The following is a 22,198-nucleotide window of genomic DNA, read 5'->3' on the forward strand; positions in this document are numbered from 1 at the left end:
TAAGGCAAAAATAACATAAACTTTTTATGGATATGCAGGAAAGATTTACCGAGAGGGTTCGCAAAGTAATGTCTTATGCCCGGCAGGAGGCAATAAGGCTCCATCACGACTACATCGGCACCGAACACATCTTACTGGGCATTGTCAAAGAGGGTGAAGGCGTTGCCGCGGTTGTCCTGACCAATTTAGGTATTAACCTTGATGACCTGCGTCGGGCAGTGGAAAATGCGGTTCCTGCCGGATTTGAAACGCTCGTTTTAGGCGAAGTGCCGCTGAACCAGGAGGCAAAATCGGCGCTCAACTTTGCGGTTGATGAAGCCCGCAAGATGAACCACACCTATGTCGGCACCGAACACCTCCTTCTTGGACTTCTGCGCGAAGAGCGTGGTGTTGCCTGTCAGGTACTCCAATCTCTGGGCATTGATATCGAACTGGTGCGTCAGGAGACGATTCGCCTTTTGAGCGGTGATAAAGGACCGGCCGGTGCCAAAACCCGTTCCAAGACCCCGGCGCTGGACTACTTTTCGCGTGATTTGACCCAGCTTGCCCGCGAAGAGAAACTGGACCCAATCATTGGCAGAGAAAAGGAGATTGAGCGCATTGTCCAAATTCTTGCCCGGCGCAAAAAGAACAACCCGGTTCTAATCGGCGAAGCCGGGGTGGGCAAAACCGCAATTGTTGAAGGGCTTGCCCAGCGCATCGTTGCGGGCAGGGTGCCCAATGTTTTAAAGAACAAACGGGTCCTGGCGCTGGATATGGCAGCGATTGTTGCCGGCACCAAGTACCGGGGTCAGTTTGAGGAGCGGTTGAAATCAATTTTGAATGAGATTCAGCATCATGGCGACTGCATCATCTTCATTGATGAAATCCACACGATTGTCGGCGCCGGTGCAGCAGAAGGCGCAATTGACGCATCAAGCATCCTGAAACCGGCGCTTGCCCGCGGTGAGATTCAGGTGATTGGTGCCACAACCCCGGAAGAGTACCGCCGCTACATTGAAAAGCACTCCGCCTTAGAGCGCCGGTTCCAGAAGATTATGGTTGAACCGCCCACGGTCGCGGAAACGGTTCAGATTCTCCAGGGGCTCAAAGAGAAGTACGAACTGCACCACAATGTCACCTATGAGGATGCCGCGCTTTACGCTGCCGCCTACCTTGCTGACCGCTACATTACCGACCGCTATCTGCCGGACAAGGCGATTGATGTGATTGATGAAGCCGGCTCCCGGGTAAAACTGCTGCGGCCGGTAATCAATCCGGAACTGGACGAAATTGAAAGCAAGATTGAGAAAATCACCCGCGCCAAAGAGGAGGCGGTGCGGCGTCAGGAGTTTGAGCGCGCCGCGGAACTGCGCGACGAGCAGAAGAAGTTGACCGAATACCTCAAGCGGAAACGCAAGGAGTGGGAAAAGAAGGGCAGTTTCCCGGTTGTTACCGAAGAGGACATCGCCTATGTCGTTTCGTCCTGGACCTCCATTCCGCTTGCCAAACTGGAAGAGAAGGAGTCTTCCCGGCTGTTGCGAATGGAAGACGAACTGAAACAGTGGATTGTCGGACAGGATGAGGCGATTACCGCGGTTGCCAAGGCAATTCGGCGCTCCCGTGCCGGAGTCAAAGACCCGCGCCGGCCCATCGGCTCATTCATCTTTTTAGGCCCGACCGGTGTGGGCAAAACCGAACTGGCACGGGTTCTTGCCCGTTTCCTGTTCGGCGATGAGAACGCCCTGCTGCGGTTTGATATGTCCGAGTATATGGAGAAGTTCAATGTTTCGCGGCTTGTGGGCGCACCCCCGGGCTATGTCGGCTATGAAGAAGGGGGCCAGTTAACCGAAAAAGTACGGCGCAAACAGTACTCGGTCGTGCTGTTTGATGAGATTGAAAAGGCGCATCCGGATGTGTTCAACATCCTGCTCCAGATTCTCGATGATGGCCAGATTACCGACTCCCTGGGCAGAAAGGTCAACTTCAAAAACACCGTGATTATTATGACCTCAAACATCGCCTCAACCGAAATCCGCGGTCTGTCCGGTATCGGTTTTACCCCGGCAACACCCGAGGTGAACTACGAAAACATCCGGGACAAAGTTATGACCGAGGTAAAGAGGGTGTTCAGACCGGAGTTCCTCAATCGGGTTGATGAGGTAATTGTGTTCCGGCCCCTGGATAAGCCGCAGATGGAGGCGATTGTCGATATCCAGTTGCGGGAACTCTCCCGGCGTCTGGAAGAGAAAAAGATTACCATCGAATTGACCCCGGCGGCAAAAGAGCTTCTGGTTCAGGAAGGGTTTGACCCGCAGTACGGTGCCCGACCAATAAAACGGGCACTGCGCCGCCTTCTTGAAGACCCGCTTGCCGAAGAACTGCTCCGCGGTGGTTTAGCAGAAAACACCACGATTATCGTGGACCGGGATGGCAACCGATTAATCTTCCGGGAATCACCTAAGGGAGCCGAAGCGCCAATCAAAGAATGAGCTCCCTGTTTCTGGCGCTTTTGCTCGCCACCCAACCCGTTTTAGATACCAATCGCATCGTCCTGCTTGACATTACCGCCCAAACCAGCCGCACCGACCCCGGTCTGGTTATTCGTACTGCGGGATTAACTCCGAAATCGGTTTACACCGTCAACGGTTTCCGGACCGCGTTAGCCGAAGCCATCAGAAAGATTTACGAACTCGGTTTTTTCGCGCAAATCGTAGCAGAAACAACGATGATTGCTGACGGCGTCAAACTGAACTTTATCCTTGAAGAGTACCCGAAACTGAAATCGGTGCAGTTTGAAGGTTATCGCCTGGTCAAGAAAAAGGACCTGCAGTCAAAGGTAAAACTGCGCGAAGGCGAAATCCTGACCGACAAAAAGATTTTTGACCTGAAGCAGGAACTCCTTAAGATGTACAAACAGAAAGGGTTTCTCCTCGTCGAAATCAAGCCTGAAAAATCACCCCCGGATTCAACCGGTGCTGTTGTCCTGACCTATCAGATTGACGAAGGTGACCCGGTACGCATCCGCAAGATTGAAATCTACGGCAACGAAAATTTTACCGACCTGCAGATTAAAAAGAAACTGACCAACAAAGAGAAAACCTGGTATCGTAAAGGGCAATTAAAGGAAGAAGAGTTCGCCAAAGATTTGGACCGGATTGTCGAATTTTACAAACAACGCGGCTTTATTGAAGCCCGGGTCCTTGACTACGATATGAAGTACGACCAGGGCTGGGTGGACATTACCATCTATCTATCCGAAGGTAAAAAGTACTTTTTCGGCAACTTTACATTTCAGGGCGATTCGGTCATTGCCCCGGAAAGACTCAAACAACTGGTACGCTACCGACCCGGTGCGGTCTACAACACCAAACAGGCACAGGCGACCCTGAGCGACATCTATTCACTCTATGCCGAAGAGGGCTATATTTACGCCCAGGTTTCACCGGTCGAACAGATTAGCGCCGACACCGTACACATCACCTATGAAATCATCGAAGGAATGCCGGCGTTTATACGACTGGTCCAGATTGAAGGCAACCACCAGACCCTGGACAAGGTTATCCGCCGGGAAATCAGCTCTTTACCCGGTTACCCGTTCAAACGGTCTGAGGTGCTGCGCAGCCAGCGCGACATATTCAATCTCGGCTTCTTCGAAGATGTTGCCCTTGACTATCGCCGCGTTGACACCCTGGGCGCCATTGACCTCATCTACAAGGTCAAGGAAAAGAGTTTCTTTGGCACCATTGGCGCTGGTGTTTCCTATTCGGCGCAAGACCAGTTTACCGGCTATGTTGAACTCCAGCAACCCAACCTGTTAGGACGAGGCTGGCGCACCAACCTCAAACTGGAAAAAGGGAGCAAGAAAACCAACTTCCAGTTGAGTTTTACCGAACCCTGGCTGTTTGACACCCCGACCTCTGCCGGTTTTGATGCCGTTTATCTAACCCGGGACTACGACTATTACAACAAACAGGAAATCAGTGGCGGCATCTCGTTTTCCCGCCCGTTACCCCTTGACTACACCCGTGCCTATCTCGGTTTAAGAGTAAGCGACGCCTATGTTCCCCCTACCTCTATCAGTTCCAGTTACAAACCTTCAAAACTGTTCAATGTTTATCGAGACACAGTACATAAAACATCCTTTGTTCCATCTATCACCTTAACGCGCGACTCCCGCGACTACATCTACAACCCACTAACCGGTTCCGCAATAACCTACGCACTTGACCTTTCCATTGGTGACATCCGCTTCCAGCGCCACACCATCGACATCACCCAGCATCTACCCCTTTTCTGGAAGTTCGGCTTAAAGGGCAGAGCCCGTTTCGGCTACATAACCGGCTTTTCAGCGACTGATACCGTACCACTTTACGAAAGGTTCTATCCCGGTGGTACCGGTCCGGATGGTATTCGCGGTTACGGCGAACGCACGGTTGGACCTTTCGACTCTGGTTATCCGGTTGGTGGCAGAATGCTCTCCATCTTTTCTCTTGAATACAAACTGCGACTCAATCCCCAGCTTTCCTTCCTTGCCTTTTTTGATGCCGGTAACACCTGGGACCGGGTAAACCAGTTTAACCTTTCCGACCTGAAACGGGGTGCGGGCATTGGTGTCCGATTAGAAATTCCGATGCTCGGACTAATCGGTTTTGATTTTGGTTACGGGTTTGATAAAGCCCGACCGGGCTGGGAACCTCATTTCCAGTTAGGAACCACCTTTTAACCCTTTTAATCTCCCGCTGATAAAAGGCAGCCCGTCCAAACAATCACTGTATCTTTACCATCCGGACTTTTCGGCTTTCCCGCGGACCAACAAGAAAGTACACACCCGGCGCAAGCCTGTGAATATCATTGCGCCCCCTGATTAACCGCATCACCTTTCTACCCATCGGGTCAACGACATCGGCAAATTCCATTCCGGTAAGAGTTACCGCATCTCTTAACATTATCGTGTTAAAATTACCGGTAAATTCGACAACCGGCACCTCCGCAACCGCCTGCGGATACTGCTCAATCGGTCCAAGCGGGTCAAGATTGCGTCCCCTCAAACCAGAGTAGTCAATCGGGTAACGCCGCGCCCTAAAAACCTGATTCGAAGCCGCGGGTAAAATTCTGCCCTGCTGCTGAGGACCGTATCGCGTCACCGGATTAACATACCTCCAAACCTCGCGGCCATCCGGCGTTACTTCGAAAATTGTTCCGTTCAACCCGCTGCAAATTAGGGTATTACCATTGGGCAGGCGCTGGCAACCGGAAATCAAACTGGAGTACAAACTCTCCGGCGGTGTTGCAACATATTGCCATATCGGTGCCGCAGGTCCATAAGCCGAATCCGCACCAAGATGGTAAAACCCCAGGGAATCCATTGGTGGGACAAACTCGTCCACGGTGGAAAAGGTTGGAACCCGACCATAACCGTTGTTGAAAAGCAAAATGTGCCCGGCACCGGGCAATCCATCTTCAATCCAATGCGCATCGTGCTGACCAAAAAGTGTTTGACCTATTGTTTCCTGACGGCGATAAGTTCGGGGGTTTCCCCAGCGATAAAGCAAATCACCGCCTCTGCCATAGCGGCCACCCGAGTGGCTCCGGGCTTGCTCAATTGTAGTTGAGTGGTCAATCACCCACACTTCAGAAAACTGCCGGCTGCTGATTATAACCTGGTCAAGTTCTGGATTATAGGCGACGCCGTTGCAGTGATTCCAGTCGGCGACCGCCATTCCTGATACAAAGTTCAGGTCAATCAACTCAGGATGCTCACGGGGGTCACCGTAATTGGGTTTAGTTGAATCGTAGTCCTGAATCAGATGGTCCCAGACATGCCACTCCCAGACAATTGAATCTGTTGCCGGATTGACTTCAATTAGGTAGTCGGGCCAGAGTGCGTTATAAATTAGAAGATTGGGATTTCTTCCAGCCGCTATCGCCTCTTCCCGACTCTTCAACTCCCAGGCAATCATCAAGATATTACCGTTTGGGAGCATTATCGCATCGTGATGCTGACAGTAGGTTGAAGTTGAGTAATCAAATGCCCAGACCACTGCACCGTCCCAATCAACCAGTTCTACCCGACCACCAGAACCACCACCCCAGAAAAATACCGGGTTGCCAACCTGGCAGGTCCGTAACAGTAGCCCATTTGGACATAGGTAAACCGACGAGCCTGGCCAATAGTTACCGGTCCAAGAGTGCACCATCATTCCATTGTTGTCGATAAGATAGGCTACATTGTAGTCCATTGGCGCAAACAGGGTGTAACCGGGAAAGTCCGCAGTTGAGTCCCGGAAAATCAGCCCCATCGTTCTGATGTCGGCTGCGTAACCCGGGCTGGCAAACAACAGGAGGCAAAGAACAAAAAGAGCAATACGGACTCGGTTAAACCAAGTCACAAACACCTCCTTTACTTAACAGTTCCACTCAAAGTCCGGACGCTATGCGCCCCTCACCAGCATCAGACTATAACAAAAATGCAGACCGAAGTCAACAAAGCAACGCAGCATAAAAAAAATTTAACGGAGAAAAGAAATCTCTGTTACCCACTTCGCTGCTGCCTGTTGATAATAAATTGACTTAGCAGTTTTGTGTGCTATAATAAATTGGGAGGGATATAAAATGAAAAGACATAAGAACGAATCTGCACTGCTCAACATCGGCATATGGTTTGCCTTAGCAGCAGCCGTCGTCTCAATGGCTGCCGACATCATCGTGAAACCACCTCTTCTCTGGCTGACCCTGATGCCTGCTTACTGTCTTGCCGTATTTGCCTTTCTACACAGTTTAAAGTTCTGGGAGACAAGGCAGGCGTTGTGGTTTCTGGCTCTGGGTTTGATTCTACCTTACATCGCCGAATACCTCGGAACCAACTTTGGTGCCATCTTTGGCAGTCACTGGTTTTCCCGAATCCAGGACCTGCGCCTGCAGGTTGGAGTAATGCTCCCGGGCAAAATACCATTAAACACAATCCTCCTCTGGTATAGCATGCTCTATCTGACATTCTTAACCGGAATCTACCTTGTGGATGCAACCCCCAAATATTTAAGTGCTTACAACACTACTCCTCTGGCAGCGTCGCTCCTTATAACATTGTGGCAGCTGGCTGCAGGTCCGGTAGCAATAACACGAGGTGCTATCGGCTTTGTCAACAAGGGTTTCTATCACGGCATACCGCTGTCGAACTTTGTCGGCTGGTTTGCCACGACCCTGTTTATCATCTCCTTCTTCCAGGCGATAGAACCCAATCTGGCAAATGCCGCCCGCTTTTACGAATCCAAGAGCCCGGTCACTATTCTGCCAATACTTATGCTGGGCGTGAACATCCTGTACAACACGCTTCTTTGCTTCCGGATGGAACTCCTTGGTGCTGCCTGGTTGAGTGTTGCAGTCCTGCTTTTGTTCTCGCTCGCCATTGCCATCCGGTCAAAAAGCCACCCGGCAATTCAACTGGAGGCGTTAACCGCAGCCAAGTAACCTTTTAAAGGTTGACTTGTTTTATAGTTTACTATAATAAAACTGATGGTGTTGTTGCTCATTTTACTTACTACCAGTGTTTCTCTAACCAACCTTGTTCAGCAACAGGACTACCCTGCCGCAGTAGAATACTGCTACCAGCAGTTAAACAGGAAGCCCGATGACCTGCTAACAATCAAAAACCTCGCCCGGGTGTTTAGCCTCTGGCACAAGTATGACTCCAGCCTGTACTGGTGGGAAAGGGCGCTAAAGATTAATCCCGATGATGATTCGGCAATTGTCGGTCGCTGGCAGGCGCTCTATGAACTGAACAAAAACGACTCGTCTCGTATTGACTCAATCCGGCTTGTAATTAAAAATGAGGCGCTCCCCTATTTTCTCGACACCGCCTCTTATCGCAGTCAGGTCCTCGGGTATCAGGGACTGTCCCTTGCCGACACCGCTCTTGCCCAGCGTGCCGCTGGTGTTTTAACCGCGCTCTTCCCGGACTCAGCGCTCGGCTACGAGTTGATTGGTGCAATGTTCTACGACTCACTTTATCCGGTCTGGAACAACGACACCGCCAAGGTACTGGTTATCTCCCGTTTTCTTACCCGCTATCCTGAGACCGAATGGCGCTCAACATTTTACTTCTTTCTTTTAAGTTCGCTTTACGGACTTAAAGACACCATCGGACTGGCGCACATCGCCCAGCAGATGATTACCGACGACAGCCTTGACCCGTTCCGCTACCGCTATGTCGCTGCACTGTTTAACCGGCTACGCTTTCGACCTGAAACCGCTGAACTTTACGCCCGAAAGGCAATCCTATTGGAGCCACAGGCTAAAAAGCCAAAAAACAAACCCCAGGAACAGTGGCAACTGGAATATCCGCCACTCTACGGTCTTGCCCGGGTGGCGCTTGCCGAAGCGCTGATAATCCAGAATCGACACCTTGAAGCCCTACCCTACCTCAAAGAAGCAATCAACCGGTTCCGCTGGGATGTACAGAACGAGATGACACCCGCACCTTTCTACTGCCTCCTGGGCGAAGTGTATGAGCATCAGGGTAAAGTTGACAGTGCGGAACTCGCCTACCTGAAAACGCTTGTTTTTGGCGACTCCCGTAACTATTGGACGGCTCGTGCTGACACCGGGCTTCAAAGGTTGGGCATAAACGGTCCTGAGCAACTGCACCGGGCACGCAAACTTCTGAACTACACCGGACCGGTTTTCACCGATGTAACCGACTCGGTTGGACTCACCGGCAGATATGAATCAAGGGTCGCCTGGGGTGATTACAACAACGATGGATTTGAGGACCTTTTGCTTAATGGCTGTCGTCTGTTCCGTAACGACTCAGGCATTCGATTTACCGATGTAACCGACACAATTGGCATCTCAGGAGTTAAAGGACGGGGTGGCATCTGGTTTGACTTCAATAATGACTACTGGCTCGACCTTTATGTCTGCGGTTCTGATACATTTGACTATCTTCTGAAAAACCATTTCGGTAAATTTACCAATGTTACCGAATCGCTCGGGTCGCCTTCTGACCATTATCCGACCGAAGGCGCTGGTGCCGCCGATTTCAACCAGGATGGCTGGGTTGACCTTTACTGCGCCAACTACGAAAATTGGGAGACTCACACATACTACCCGGACCGGCTTTACAAAAACGAGCAGGGATTTTTCAAAAATGTCACCGAAAGCGCTGGTATTATTCCACCTAACGGCGAAAACCTTGCGGGCCGTGGGGTCAACTGGGCAGATTTCGATGACGATGGCTATCCCGACTGCTATGTCTCAAATTACCGTCTCTGCCCGAACTTCCTCTGGCACAACAAGGGAGACGGTACATTTGAAAATCTTGCCCCAAAATTAGGTGTCGCCGGCAATGAGGTAAAAGGCTGGTATGGGCACTCAATCGGCTCAACCTGGGTGGATTACGACAACGACTCCGACCTTGACCTGTTTGTTGCCAACCTCGCCCATCCCCGCTACATAGAGTTTTCCAACCGCTCAATCCTGTATGAAAACCGGGGAGATAACGCATACCCCCGATTCGTTGACCGGCGGGCACAACTTGGTATCCGCTACGAAGAAACGCACTCGGACCCGGCTTGGGCGGATGTGGACAACGATGGTGACCTTGACCTGTTTATCACCTCAATCTACGAAGGCAGACGCTCCTTCCTATATCTCAACCAACTGATTCCCAATGCCCCTTCTGCCATTGACTTCGGGAACTTCCGATTTTCGGAAGCAACCTACCTATCTGGAACCCGCACTTTTAATGGCTGGGGCTGTGCCTTTGCCGATTTCGACAACGACGGCGACCAGGATTTAGTTGTTGGTTCCGGTTCGGGTTTAAAACTGTTTCGCAATGACACCCGCAACCAGAATCACTGGCTCAAAGTAAAAGTGGTGGGGACCAAACACAACGCCGCGGGCATCGGCGCCCGGGTCACTGTTACTCAGGGGAAAAAACGGTATGTCCGGGAGGTTGAAGGCGGCAAAGGAACCACGAGCCAGAACTCACTCATTCAGCACTTCGGCTTGGGAAAATCAAGTGCGCCGGTAACAGTTGAAGTGCGCTTTGGCATAAATTCTAAGGTGATTCTAAAAGATGTTCATCCGGACCAGCAGATAACCGTTACCGAACCCTGATTAAGTCCAGTTCACTGGTAGGGACCGATGAAAAGATGAGAAAAGGTATTAGTTGACATTATTCACTTTGCCTTTAAAATAAATGCGCTGCCGGGATAGCTCAGTTGGTAGAGCACGGGACTGAAAATCCCGGTGTCCACAGTTCGATTCTGTGTCCCGGCACCTTTTAGCAATAAGCCAACGGAGGACGATTGGCAAAACGAACTTTATCGGCAATCAAGCAGGCGAGAAAAAGTCTGCGCCAGCGCATGCGTAATCGCGCTCGTAAGACCGCCCTGAAAAAGGCGGTCAAACTGGTCCGGGCAGCAAAAACAAAGGAAGAAGCGTTAAAAGCCTTTGTTGCCGCTCAATCGGTAATCGACCGATGTGCCCGGCACCGTGTCATTCATCCGAACACCGCGAGCCGGCTCAAGGCACGCCTGATGAAGCAAATATCCTATCTCTCATAAATTCAGCGCCGCTGCCGGGGTGAACAGGGTGAATGAAAGTCCTTTACATCACCACCGCTTATCCAAGGTCGGAAAGTGATGTTATAACCCCCTGGCTTGTTGAAACCGTTCAGCGCCTTCAAAACAACGGTGTTCAAGTAACTGTATTCACATCTTCTTACAAAGGCTTAGGCAACCAGACAATTTTCGGAACAAGGGTAATAAGGTTTCGCTACTTTTTCGCCCGTTGGGAGAATCTCACCCACGATGAAACCGCCATTGACCGGGTGCGCAAGGGGTTTCTGAACAAAATTCTTGCCCTCTCGTATCTGGTCTGCGGCACAATCGCTATCTGGCGCCTGTGCCGAAATGAGAAGTTTGACATCATCCATATCCACTGGCCCTTACCGCATTTTCTGTTTGGTTATGTTGCGGCAAAGCTGTACCGGGCACCAACCGTTATCAGTTTCCACGGCGCCGAACTGATGGCGGTCCGTCATAAATTCAAAATCCTGCGTCCATTTGTCCGCTGGGCGATTGCCAGGGCAAGCCGAATAACCGCCAACTCCACCTACACCGTTCAGGCAATTCAGTCGATACTGAATCGGCCCGTGGACATCGTGCCATTTGGCGCTGGCTTACCAGAAAATCTCCGCAACCCCACAAACCAACCCCAGAGCCAGAATGAGTACAACATCCTGTTTGTTGGTCGCCTCGTCGAACGAAAAGGAGTCCATCATCTAATTGAAGCCGCGGCGATTCTCAAACAAAAACTGCCGGTGAAAATCAACATCGTTGGCTCGGGTCCGGAAATGAACCGGCTTCAGCAACTCACCCGGCAGCTTAAACTTGAAGACACCGTGCTGTTTCATGGCCAGGTTTCTCCACAACAACTTCAGCACCATTATCAAACCTGTTCTGTATTCGTCCTGCCCGCCGTGATTGACTCCAAAGGTGATACCGAAGGGTTAGGTGTTGTCTTGATTGAAGCGCTTACCTACCAGAAACCGGTAGTGGCTTCGGGCGTTGGCGGTATAACTGACATAATCATCAATGAGAAAACCGGCATCACCGTGCCGCCTGGTGATAGTGCCAAACTGGCTGCGGCGATTGAACGGCTACTTACCGACCGCGAACTCGCATCCCGTCTTGCGGCTGCGGGATACCACCACATTCAGATGAACTACTCATGGACAACAATCGTCCAGCGCCTGATTGGTATTTATCAACAATTACTCGCCGAGACACGCACCTGAGATGCCTTCTCAAAACGCATCGGCAAAAGGAAAACTCAAATGGCTTCGCTACACGCTCGGTACTCTGATTGTGCTCCTTTCCTTTTATTTTCTCATCACCCGACTCGTCCGGGATTGGCGTTCTATCCCGTTTACTGAACTGCACTTCAACCCTTTACTACTCATTTTATCCTACCTCATCCTCCTCTTAATCCACTTTCCGCTCGGTGCCTTTGCCTGGACCTTAATCCTCAATGGGCTGGGTGAAAAAATTTCCCCTTTGCGTGCCCTTGCCATTCTAACGGTTACCCAGCTGGGTAAATATGCTCCAGGAAAGGTATGGTTTACAATCGGCAGAATGTCATTTGCCGCCCGGGACCGGGTGCCAGAAGCCAAGACCCTTATAAGCGTGGTTGTTGAAACCGGATTCCTGCTCCTCGCCGCGGTCTTTCTCTTCGCCATCGCCATCATCTTTTTACCCCGCGCTGTCATACCGCGCGGCGTCTATCTATCCTTTCTGCTCGCGCCGTTAACCTTAATTGTCACCTATCCACCGATTCTCAACCGGCTACTTAAACTACTACTCCCGATTTTTAAACAACCGGTGTTTTCCCTTCGGCTTTCCTATGTCCGGCTTCTTGCTATTCTCGGTGTCTATATTCTCGACTGGTTTTTTCAGGGACTGGGCTGTTTTGTTTTGATAAACTCCTTTTACCCTCTCGGTATTGACAAGTTACCGGTCCTGCTCGGTGGTTATTCAATCTCCTGGATTTTAGGATTTATTATTCTGATAGCACCCGCCGGGCTCGGAGTCCGGGAAGGAATTTATACATTTATATTAAAACTGGTAATGCCCCAGCCTGTTGCTATTATATCAGCGTTGATTACCAGAGTCTGGATGAGCACCAGTGAAGTGGCAATGGCGCTTTTCTGCCTGCCACTACTGCACAAAGGAGGCAAAGATGGCAAAGAAACACCGCAACCGCCAAATTGAAACTAAACCGGCAGCCGTTCCTGCGCGGCACCGTACCGTTGACTTTGACCAGCAACCCTATCCCCGACTTGCAATTTTCACCCTCTTTCTCCTGCCGCTTGTTTTTTATGCCCGATTCCTCACCGGTTCGGTGATGCTCTTCGGCACCGACTTCATCGGTGCCGGTGGTTATGCTGCCCACCAGTTTATGTCCGAATACATCAAGCGGCATCTGACTATCGCCCTCTGGCAACCCCAGATTCTATGCGGTCAACCAACCGTTGCTGCCTTCTTTGGCGACCTGTTCTATCCAACAATACTGCTCCGCCTGCTCTTTCCGGTACATATTGTCTGGGCATGGACCTTCTACATCCACACCTTTCTCGCCGGCCTGGGAACCTATCTCTTCTTAAAAGAACTGAAACTTAACACCATTGCCGCATTTCTTGCCGGTGTCGCCTATATGTTCTCAGGTAGCCTCTTAACACTCGCTTATGCCGGCCATGATGGTAGATTGATTGGCTCCGCGCTTATGCCTGTTGCCCTGTTTTTTCTCTGCCGGGGGATCAATCGGCGCCAGTTTCTTCTGTTTATCCTGACCGGTTTCATACTCGGCTTACAGCTCCTCTCCGGTCATATCCAGAAAGTCTATTACACCGTCCTGCTTCTTATCGCCTACTTCGTTTTTGTCTTCATCCGCACAATTAAACAGGAACACAACCCAAAACTTGCCCTGCGTCTTTTATTATACTTTATCATCGGCTCGCTGTTTGCCGTCTGCCTTGCCGCCATCCAGTATCTGCCGATATACGGCAATCTACCCTATGGCGCCCGCGGCGCGGAGCGCGGCTACGAATTTGCCACCTCCTGGTCAATGCCCATCGCCGAAATCTTTGACCTGCTTACCCCTCACTTCTCTGGCAGCCTCTGGCAATACTGGAGCAAAAACCCGTTCAAACTCCACAGTGAGTATTTAGGTATCCTGCCCCTGATCTTTGCACTGGTGGCAATTTTCCAAATTCGTAAAAAAGCCGAAGTGAAATTTTTTCTTATCACCCTTATTATCACTATCCTGATGGCATGGGGCGGCAACACCCCATTTTATCGTATCCCCTACCACCTTCTACCCGGCATTGCCAAATTTCGTGGTCCGGGAATGATATTCTTCATCGCCGGTTTTTCTATTGCGGTCCTTGCTGGCTACGGCATCAACCACCTTTTAACTTCTGACGAACAAAAAGGGCAAAAAATACGAAAGAGTATTCCCCGCGTCCTTATCTACGGCGGCGCTGTCATACTGCTATTTTTCCTCATCGCCCTGATTGCGCGCGGTTTCCTTGCCGGTATTTTCAACCCCGGCCCACGTCTTCCCCAGTTTGAAGCCAACTACCCGTCATTCACTACCGGCTTACTATTTACCCTCCTCATCTGGATCCTGGGCTGCCTGTTGATTTATCTCCTCAACCGTAACCGACTTGCGCCGCTTCCTTTCACAATCATCGTTGCCCTGATAATGACCCTTGACATCGGCATCTCCCTGAAACTCTGGAACAACAATCAGGGCTACATCCGCTCTTTACCGCCGCCACAGGAGTATTTTGCCCCGGATGAAGTTGTGCGGTTTCTCAAAGCCGACACAACGTTTTATCGCGTTCTGCCCTTGAACTACGAACGCTCCGATGAAGGCGAGCTCTGGCTGCACAACATCTTCTCTACCGGTGGCCAGATACCCAACCCGCTTCAAACCTATCAAGATTTTATCGGTGCAGGCAAAAGTGTGATGTTTCAGGCGAACAATCTCCTTAACCCCAACTTTATGAACCTGCTGAATGTGAAATACATCATCACCTACAATCTGCCCGATGATGCCTCCAGTTACGACGCCCAGACCCAGCAGTTCATCAACCAGTTAAAACTTTACTTCAGCCAGCCCCAGTTCAAAAAGGCTTTTACCGGTGCCCGCTATGCCATCTACGAAAATTCCGACTACCTGCCCCGTGCCTTCATCGTCAAAAACTGGGAAATCGTCCAGAACAAAGACCAGCTCCTTGCCCGCCTTATGCAACCCGACTTTGACCCCGCGCACACCGCCCTGCTCTATGAGAATCCCGGAATGGCTTTAACCCCGGACTCCTCTTACGGCACCGTCCGCATTGCCCATTACGACGCCAACCGTATAATAGTTCAGGCTTCCCTCACAACGCCCGGACTCCTAATCTTAAGCGAGAACTACCATCCGGACTGGAAGGTAATAGTTAATGGCAAACCCGCAAAACTACTCCAGGCTTACCATACCCTCCGCGCGGTTATGCTTACAGAAGGTGAACATCAGATTGAATTCCGCCACCAACCTCGCTATTACACTCTGGGTATTATCCTGACCCTGTTTTCAACACTATTTCTAATTATAATTTTACTGGTCCAGATTTTCCAGAGTCGGCACAACCGGAAGCCAAAGGCTGATGCTCGCTAAAGACCAGCAACTGACCCGAAAAGATTTTTTTCTTGCCCTGTCTGTTTTTGTCATTAACCTGACGGTCCACTTAATTCGCCTCAATTACTGGACCCCGTTGCCCGATGAAATCAACTACGCCCTTTCTGCCCGATACCTCATCACCCATCAAACACTCATCGGCAACGACATTATGTTTTTCCCGCCCCTCTTTGTCTATATTGCCGCACTGCTTCAGAAATCTGGCATCGAACTGCTCCTCTCGGTTCGCTTGATTTCGGCTGTCGCCGGTGCCTTGTTACTTGCCTCTCTATATTTTGCCCTGCGTGCCCATTATCGCCAATTAACTGCACTTATTGCTACCGGTATTGCTTTCTCGTTGTATGCCTTTCATTTATACAGCCGGCTCGGTCAGGTAGAAATTCTGATGCTAATGTTTATCTTGTTCAGTATAACATCGGTTCTCTTTAAAAAAACATTTTGGGCTGGGCTCCTTTTAGGTATGGCACTATGGGTAAAAGAAACCGCATTAGGCTTACTTCTCAGCCTCCTTATTTTTTACCTATTGCAACCCGCAGACCGGAAACGGTCAATCGTCCTAATCTTTGGAGGCATGGCGGCTCCGGTTATATTGCTCATCAGCATCGGGTATATTTCCGGACAGAACCTGCTTTTCGAAATAAGCGCAAGCCGGGGTTACGACATAAATATGCTAAAACTATCACCTTTTACCAACTTTATCGCTACCTCTGCCAACCTTGGCTTCAACCTTTTCCCGAGACTGTTTTACAAATGGGAATTTCTATCATTTATCCTCTTCGCTCCTGTTACCACACTTTTCCTCCTGTCATTGACAATTATCAGGGCTCTGAAACTCCGCCCATTCCCGTTGTTAGTAACCTGCTACCTTTTAGTTCACCTGACCTTCTTTTTCTTTTTCTCCCGCAAGTTCGACTACTACCTCCTGCCCGCCGCGCTCCTGATAACAGCCGCAGCCACCTGTGAACTGTTTGAAAAAGATGTGCCGACCCGATTGCGGTTTATTGGAAAAGTACTGGTTTCTGTGCTGGTAATCTTCAACATTTATGCCAACAATTTTCTCTACTTTAACCGCGGCACCCACCGCTCCTTTGAAACCGCAATCAGTAATATCTCAACCGGAACCGCGGTCGCCACATCACACCCAACGCTCGTTGCTTATCTTTCTCAGCGCTCCGAGAAAAACCTTCAAATCCTCCCCCTTTTCGAACCACGCAGTTATCATCTAAATCAAAAAGCATTGACCGATTCCACTATAACCGCAGTCATTGTTAAAAAGTACTATTATGACCGTTTGCGCAACACCTATCCTGTCGATTGGGACAGTCTTCTGTACCGATTCCCTATTCAGGAAGATTATCTCGACTCAAACTGGTCGCTTTGGCTAATTACCAAAAACCAAATTATCAGGCAATTTAGTTTTCTCAAGGACCTTGCCGAATTTGCCAAGCCCACCGGCGTTGTCGTTCTTCGCCGCCTCCCGGACCATACTAATTGACACCCGGTAGTTTCCTAACTATTCTTAGTTAACAAATGTCGATAATCTTTCTCTTCTGGCTCACACTTTCCTCTAATTTCGCTCAAAACCGGTTGCAGCAGACCACGCCGCACAATCCGGTCGGTAACAAAGTTTCTCCGTACATCACTTTTAACCGAACCCAGCATATGGAAAAAGACACTGTGGACGAACACGATGTCGGTACCGATGCCATCATCGCTCCAGTAGGCACGCTCCACGCCGGCGACACAATCATCCCCCGTGCCACAATTCGTAATCTTGGTACTTCCACCGAACATTACTTTGATGTCCGGTTCCGAATCGGCATTGATTATGACGCCACCGTGATGGTTAACAGTCTGCCTCCATTTTCAGTTATTGAAATAACCTTTCCAATCTGGATTGCACGCACCGGCACTTATCCGGTCAGCTGTTCAACTCAACTGACAGGCGACATCAACCCCGAGAACGACAAAATTACCCGTACAATCACGGTTAGTGAAGTCAAAAATCTAACAATCGAACCGGACCAGAGCGACACCATCCAGTTGGGACAGAGAAAATCCTACCGATTCTATGCCCAGCTTGATGCCGACACCGGTTATATCGTTGAACTAAAGCCACCAACTGATTTATCAGGCTGGACTGCACTCTTGCTTGACTCCAACGACCAAACCCCGCTTACCGATAGCGATGGCGATGGCAACCCGGAACTGGGATTTGTTAGTCCAGGAGAACGCCATTACTTTAATCTGGGGCTCTTAGCACCAACCGCGCTTATTGGTACCCCGGCCGTGCTCAAGGATACAGTTGTCTTCTCACTTTATGGGTTTCTCGCAAACGATACGATAGTTGAAGATAGTGTTCGGCTCAAAATTACTATTAGACCGGAACTGGACATCCACAACTACCCCAATCCATTTAACGGCAGGACAACTTTTGTCATCAGCCTACCTGAACCGGGTGCGGTTACCCTAACTGTTTACCTGCGTACCGGTGAGCAGGTTTGCCGAATTTTTCAGGCTGAGCCATTAGCCGCTGGGGTCCACTTCATCCCCTGGGATGGAAAAAACAATCAAGAACAACCGCTTACTCCAGGTACCTATTATTACCTGCTGGAATATCAAAACGGTAACCGGGTAAAAAAAATCCAGAAAAAACTGGTAATTCACAAAGATTAATGACGCCGATAACTGTTCTTTTAACCATTTTAGCCCTTTTTAGTAACCCAGCCCGTTCCGTTTTTCCGGTTTTAAAAGTCGCTCAGGGCGTAAGGGCGGCAGGAATGGGTGAAGCTGGTATTGGTCTTGCCAACGACGGCAATGCCCTTTACTGGAACTCTGCTGGCTTAGCAAGCTTTTCTGACTACTCAATTTCGCTTTCTCATCAGGAGTGGTTTAGTGATACGAAAGACGAACTGTTCCAGGCGATCCTTCCGGCAAAAACCGGTGCCCTGGGTTTTGGTGTACTCTACTCCCAAACTGGTAGCATTGAACACTGGGACGCAGACAACAACCCAGGCAACACATTTAGCACCTGGAACGGGGTTCTTTCTCTCGGCTACGGAATTAATCTATTCTCTAATTATGCAATTGGTTTCGTTGCAAAAGGTTGCTATGAAAACCTATACCAGAGCCATGGTTACGGTGCTGGTATTGACCTGGGATTTCGGGGACAACCTTTAAAATCCCTAAGTGTGGGCATTGTCGGTCGGAACCTCGGATTGATGGACTACAACGGCATTTACACTTTACCAGCCGAAGTGGGCGCCGGTTTGTCTTACAGCCAGAAAAATTTAACAGCAGTTCTCGATGGCATTTTCTCTTTTGACCAGAAATTCAATTTCCGATTAGGGGTTGAATACACTCCGGTAAAAGAGCTCTCACTCCGTGTCGGATATCGCAGCGGACCCGAGGACATTTCCTCGCTTGGCTACCTCAGTGCTATCAGTGCGGGTATTGGTGTCAACCTAACCAATTTTTCTATTGATTACGCTCTCACCCCGTATGGTAAATTGGGACAGGTGCACCGGCTGGGACTACGCCTGACCCTGGAGCGCAAAGGCCAGGGCGTATTGAGGGTCCGGGTCTTCGATGAAGAGACAACCGAACCGGTCTGGGCAACTGTAACCATTTCCGGAGTAAAGCAGTTCCGGGGAGAAACCGGTCGCAAAGGCGAACTTTTAATTCAAGGGATTTTGCCCGGACAGATTGTCATTAACACAATCGCCAACGGTTATCTGCCCCGAACCGATACAATGCTAATTCTTGGTGACCGAGAACAGTCCGCCGCCCTTACTCTCCGACCGATAAAATACGGCACAATCACCGGCACACTTTACGATGCTACAACCAGCAAGCCAATTTCTGGGATTGTAACTTATCAAGGTGAGGTTTATGGCGAAACACAAACCGACCCGACCATCGGTACATTTGCAATTCGAAATATTCCTGCGGGCAAATACATCATCACAGCTAAGGGACTGGGAAACTACATTGCTCAAACCTGCACCCTTGAGTTACAGGGTGGAAAACTCCTGCGCCACGACTTTTACCTTCTAAAGCGCCTAAAGACGACCCAGCCCAATCCCAACAACAATCTTCAACGAGAATAACCAGCGCTGCCAATTATTGTCACCGTCCCGGAATCATAGTTGGCAACATAAACTTTGCTGTCAGCGGAGTTGGTACATAGCGCAATCGGCCGTTGCCCCACGGCGATCGTCTTCCGTACCGTATTGGTAGCGCAGTCAATCATATTGACCGTTTCTCCATCGTAATTAGCACAGTAAAGTTTATCAACCCAGCCCGCCCAGGTTAGACTACGAGGATGATTGCCCACATTCATCGTCGTAACCAGAGAGTAATTCTGGGCGTTGATAACCGAAACATTGTTACTACCGGAGTTGGCAACATAGATGCGGTTGTCAACTGCGTTGTAAGCAAGCGCCCAGGGTTCGCTGCCAACATTTATCGTCGTAATCACAGCCTGATTGTTGCCATTGATAACGCTTAACTTACCAAAAAGTCGGTTCGCCACCGCAACATTGCCCTGAGCATCGACCACCAGCGCACAGGGCTGATAATCAACCCCAACCGTACCCAGCACCTGATTGGTCGCACCGTCAATGACCGTTACACTGTTGCGCGCAAAGTTAGCGCAGTACACCTTGTTGTACACCGGGTTGTAGACCAGCGCAATCGGACTGGAATCAACCGGTATCGTAGTAAGCACCTCATTGTTAGCGCCGTCAATCACCGTTACCTGGGCATTACGATAATTCGCAACATAGACACGATTATTTGTTGTATTAAAACAGAGCGCCTGTGGGAAACTACCCACATTGACCGTCGTGAGCACCTGATTCGTAGCGCCATCGATTACGGAAACTGTCCCCGCTCCATAATTACTTACATAAATCCGGCCATTTGTTGGGTTCAGGCACAGGTCGTACGGATTGGCACCAACCGAAATATTGGTTATCACCTGATTGCTCGCGCCATCAATCACCGAAACACTCGCGCTGTTATAATTGGCAACGAAAATTTTGTTGTGCAAACTGTCCCAGAGCAACGCCCGGGGCTTTGAGCCAACCGTTACCGTTGCCACTACTGTATCGGGTGTGCCACCGGTACCTGCTACGGTAAATGTTCCACTTGTTCCTTCGCTTGTATGATTGCCACAGTATGCCCGAACCCGCACCAGGGCGTTGTTAGTTGTTGGTGGTGGCACCTGCCAGACAAAGCTACCGGGCACTGTTGTTTTGCCCTGACGCGACCAGTCTGTACCGCCGTTACTCGAGTAGAAAATTACCGTTGACTCCATCCCAAAGGTTCCGCCCGTCCAGGTAATAGTCTGGGTCGAACCAATGGTCCACCGCGCTCCAGGAGCAGGCGAAGTGACCGTAATTGGCGTTGGTGGCAGTGAGTCGTAAACAACATAACGCTGACTTGTTCCAACCGAAGAATCATTGCCCAGATAAGACCGGACCTGAACCCGGGCATTATCGGTCGCAGGACCAGGAACGAGCCAGGTGTAACTACCCGGTGCTGTAGCCCGACCGTGCCGTATCCAATTTGCACCGTCATCTGTTGAATAATACACTGTTGTTGAATCCGGTGCTGAAGGACCACCAGTCCAGGTTACGGTTTGATTGGAACCTTCGCGCCATCTGGTTTGAGAAGTGGGTTCGGTGATTGTTATTGCCGGCAGCCCTTCAATCACCCGGAAGGTCGCGCTGAATCCGGTAGTTGCCGAATCAAGACAGTACGCCCGTACCCTGATTTTTGCCTGGTCTGTGACCGGTGCCGGCACCGTCCATAAAAATCTTCCAGGCCGGGTTGTTTTTCCCTGCCGTGTCCAGACCAAGCCATTGTTGGTTGAATAATGAATCACCGCTGAATCCATCCCAAGAAAAGTACCGCCGGTCCAGAGAACCTCACGGGTTGAACCGATGGTCCATTCTGACAGTGAATCCGGGGAAATCACATTTATCGCAGAGGGCTTTCGTGTATCGTACACCTCAAACTGCGCCGAGGTACCGAGCATCGTATCCCGACTGATATAGCGTCGCACCTGAATCCGGGCACTGTTAGTTGGTGTCAGGTTAATTGGCAGAGTCCAGGTGTAACTGCCCGGAGCGGTTGTTCGGTCAATACGCGTCGGCCAGGTAACACCGTTATTACTTGAATAGTAAAGCACCGTGGAGTCCCCTAACAACCCACCCGTCCACCTTATCGTATAACTTGCTCCGCTCCGCCATCTCGAAGTATCGCTTGGCTCGAGAACTCTAAGCGCCGGACAGACGGAAAAGCGCCACAATGGACCGACAACGGTGTCACCAACCTCATCACGGGCAACCACATACCAGTAATAAGTTGACTCGTACATCAAACCCGGGGGGCTGCAAAAAGTGTCGGGCAAATTCCGGAACACAATTGCTAATGGCACCCTAATACCAAGATAAACATCATAAACAACCGTATCACCCGGGTCCGGGTCTCCACCCTTCCAGGAAAGTTTCACCCTTGCCAGTTGATTAACCGCACCACTTTCGGGCTGAGGACGGCTTGGTACAAAAGGCAAAGTGTTTGCCCTTCGAGTTGTAAACTGGTAAACTGGACCCCAAGCGGTATCACCAAACCGGTCCCGGGCTAAAACCCTCCAGTAATAAGATGTAAGAATCGCAAGGTTATGGGGACGATAGAAGGTGTCGGTAATTCCGGTATCACGCAGCCCGGGTGGGTTTCCTGTCCCGAAATAGATATCAAAGTGCAACCTTTCATTGGTATCGGGATGGGAACAACGCCAGCGTAAAGTTACACCAGTGTCGACATTTACCGCCCCGCTCTCTGGAAAAACCGGCACCGGCCGATTGGGCGGTTTGTCAAACGGATTTCCCCATTTCCGGCAGTTATTGTTACCCAAGAACAGCAGCAAAATGAAAATTAAAATTAAAAGTCGCCTTTGTCCCAT

At 50.2% G+C, this 22,198-nt stretch carries 13 protein-coding genes and 1 tRNA gene; 12 read left to right on the forward strand and 2 right to left on the reverse strand.

Features of this window, described 5'->3' with window-relative positions; all coding sequences use genetic code 11:
- The first annotated feature begins 32 nt into the window (after window positions 1–32).
- Together HPY86_02550 and bamA are read left to right on the forward strand one after the other, a co-directional pair.
- On the forward strand, window positions 33–2,471 hold the full coding sequence (locus tag HPY86_02550) for an ATP-dependent Clp protease ATP-binding subunit (GenBank protein NPV13795.1): 2,439 nt from the start codon (window positions 33–35) through the stop codon (window positions 2,469–2,471).
- Complete coding sequence (bamA, locus tag HPY86_02555; GenBank protein NPV13796.1) at window positions 2,468–4,705, forward strand: outer membrane protein assembly factor BamA; 2,238 nt, start codon at window positions 2,468–2,470, stop codon at window positions 4,703–4,705. Before HPY86_02550 ends, bamA begins: the two co-directional genes overlap by 4 nt.
- A 43-nt stretch (window positions 4,706–4,748) precedes the next feature.
- Here the strand turns inward: bamA and HPY86_02560 are convergent, their stop codons facing one another.
- The gene (locus HPY86_02560; GenBank protein NPV13797.1) at window positions 4,749–6,371 is read right to left on the reverse strand and encodes a hypothetical protein; all 1,623 of its coding nucleotides are present in this window, start codon (window positions 6,369–6,371) and stop codon (window positions 4,749–4,751) included.
- A 223-nt stretch (window positions 6,372–6,594) separates the two neighbouring features.
- Here HPY86_02560 and HPY86_02565 point away from each other — a divergent pair, with 223 nt between their 5' ends.
- From HPY86_02565 to HPY86_02610, 10 genes are all read left to right on the forward strand, one after another.
- Window positions 6,595–7,449: a carotenoid biosynthesis protein gene (locus HPY86_02565; protein ID NPV13798.1), complete on the forward strand. Its 855-nt coding sequence runs from the start codon at window positions 6,595–6,597 to the stop codon at window positions 7,447–7,449.
- A 45-nt stretch (window positions 7,450–7,494) separates the two neighbouring features.
- Complete coding sequence (locus tag HPY86_02570; protein NPV13799.1) at window positions 7,495–10,098, forward strand: hypothetical protein; 2,604 nt, start codon at window positions 7,495–7,497, stop codon at window positions 10,096–10,098.
- A gap of 89 nt (window positions 10,099–10,187) precedes the next feature.
- A tRNA-Phe gene (locus tag HPY86_02575) sits at window positions 10,188–10,260 on the forward strand.
- 86 nt (window positions 10,261–10,346) lie between these two features.
- Window positions 10,347–10,547 (forward strand): 30S ribosomal protein S20, encoded by a 201-nt coding sequence (locus tag HPY86_02580; GenBank protein ID NPV13800.1) that lies wholly within the window; start codon window positions 10,347–10,349, stop codon window positions 10,545–10,547.
- Window positions 10,548–10,579: 32 nt separating this feature from the next.
- Window positions 10,580–11,782: a glycosyltransferase family 4 protein gene (locus HPY86_02585; GenBank protein ID NPV13801.1), complete on the forward strand. Its 1,203-nt coding sequence runs from the start codon at window positions 10,580–10,582 to the stop codon at window positions 11,780–11,782.
- 1 nt (window position 11,783) lies between these two features.
- Window positions 11,784–12,755: a hypothetical protein gene (locus HPY86_02590; protein ID NPV13802.1), complete on the forward strand. Its 972-nt coding sequence runs from the start codon at window positions 11,784–11,786 to the stop codon at window positions 12,753–12,755.
- Window positions 12,724–15,207 carry a YfhO family protein gene (locus tag HPY86_02595; protein NPV13803.1) on the forward strand — a complete coding sequence of 828 codons (2,484 nt, stop codon included), beginning with the start codon at window positions 12,724–12,726 and terminating at the stop codon, window positions 15,205–15,207. Before HPY86_02590 ends, HPY86_02595 begins: the two co-directional genes overlap by 32 nt.
- Entirely contained in the window at window positions 15,197–16,723 is a 1,527-nt protein-coding gene (locus HPY86_02600; protein ID NPV13804.1) for a DUF2029 domain-containing protein, read from the forward strand. The genes HPY86_02595 and HPY86_02600 overlap by 11 nt, the downstream gene beginning before the upstream one ends.
- A 35-nt stretch (window positions 16,724–16,758) precedes the next feature.
- Complete coding sequence (locus tag HPY86_02605; GenBank protein NPV13805.1) at window positions 16,759–17,904, forward strand: T9SS type A sorting domain-containing protein; 1,146 nt, start codon at window positions 16,759–16,761, stop codon at window positions 17,902–17,904.
- Window positions 17,904–19,337, forward strand: coding sequence for a PorV/PorQ family protein (locus HPY86_02610; GenBank protein ID NPV13806.1), 1,434 nt, complete (start codon window positions 17,904–17,906; stop codon window positions 19,335–19,337). The genes HPY86_02605 and HPY86_02610 overlap by 1 nt, the downstream gene beginning before the upstream one ends.
- Here the strand turns inward: HPY86_02610 and HPY86_02615 are convergent.
- Window positions 19,325–22,198, reverse strand: coding sequence for a YncE family protein (locus HPY86_02615; GenBank protein NPV13807.1), 2,874 nt, complete (start codon window positions 22,196–22,198; stop codon window positions 19,325–19,327). The two genes, HPY86_02610 and HPY86_02615, sit on opposite strands and share 13 nt — an antisense overlap.

It is taken from the genome of candidate division WOR-3 bacterium, from assembly GCA_013177935.1.
GTDB lineage: Bacteria > Hydrothermota > Tepidihabitantia > Tepidihabitantales > Tepidihabitantaceae > Tepidihabitans.

Excerpts from the sequence above, each read along its gene's own strand:
- HPY86_02565 (NPV13798.1), top strand. The coding sequence starts at position 6,595 with ATGAAAAGACATAAGAACGAATCTGCACTGCTCAACATCGGCATATGG.
- HPY86_02600 (NPV13804.1), top strand. The coding sequence starts at position 15,197 with ATGCTCGCTAAAGACCAGCAACTGACCCGAAAAGATTTTTTTCTTGCC.
- HPY86_02590 (NPV13802.1), top strand. The coding sequence starts at position 11,784 with ATGCCTTCTCAAAACGCATCGGCAAAAGGAAAACTCAAATGGCTTCGC.
- HPY86_02570 (NPV13799.1), top strand. The coding sequence starts at position 7,495 with ATGGTGTTGTTGCTCATTTTACTTACTACCAGTGTTTCTCTAACCAAC.
- HPY86_02595 (NPV13803.1), top strand. The coding sequence starts at position 12,724 with ATGGCAAAGAAACACCGCAACCGCCAAATTGAAACTAAACCGGCAGCC.
- HPY86_02615 (NPV13807.1), bottom strand. The coding sequence starts at position 22,198 with ATGGGACAAAGGCGACTTTTAATTTTAATTTTCATTTTGCTGCTGTTC.
- HPY86_02580 (NPV13800.1), top strand. The coding sequence starts at position 10,347 with ATGCGTAATCGCGCTCGTAAGACCGCCCTGAAAAAGGCGGTCAAACTG.
- bamA (NPV13796.1), top strand. The coding sequence starts at position 2,468 with ATGAGCTCCCTGTTTCTGGCGCTTTTGCTCGCCACCCAACCCGTTTTA.
- HPY86_02550 (NPV13795.1), top strand. The coding sequence starts at position 33 with ATGCAGGAAAGATTTACCGAGAGGGTTCGCAAAGTAATGTCTTATGCC.
- HPY86_02605 (NPV13805.1), top strand. The coding sequence starts at position 16,759 with ATGTCGATAATCTTTCTCTTCTGGCTCACACTTTCCTCTAATTTCGCT.
- HPY86_02610 (NPV13806.1), top strand. The coding sequence starts at position 17,904 with ATGACGCCGATAACTGTTCTTTTAACCATTTTAGCCCTTTTTAGTAAC.
- HPY86_02585 (NPV13801.1), top strand. The coding sequence starts at position 10,580 with ATGAAAGTCCTTTACATCACCACCGCTTATCCAAGGTCGGAAAGTGAT.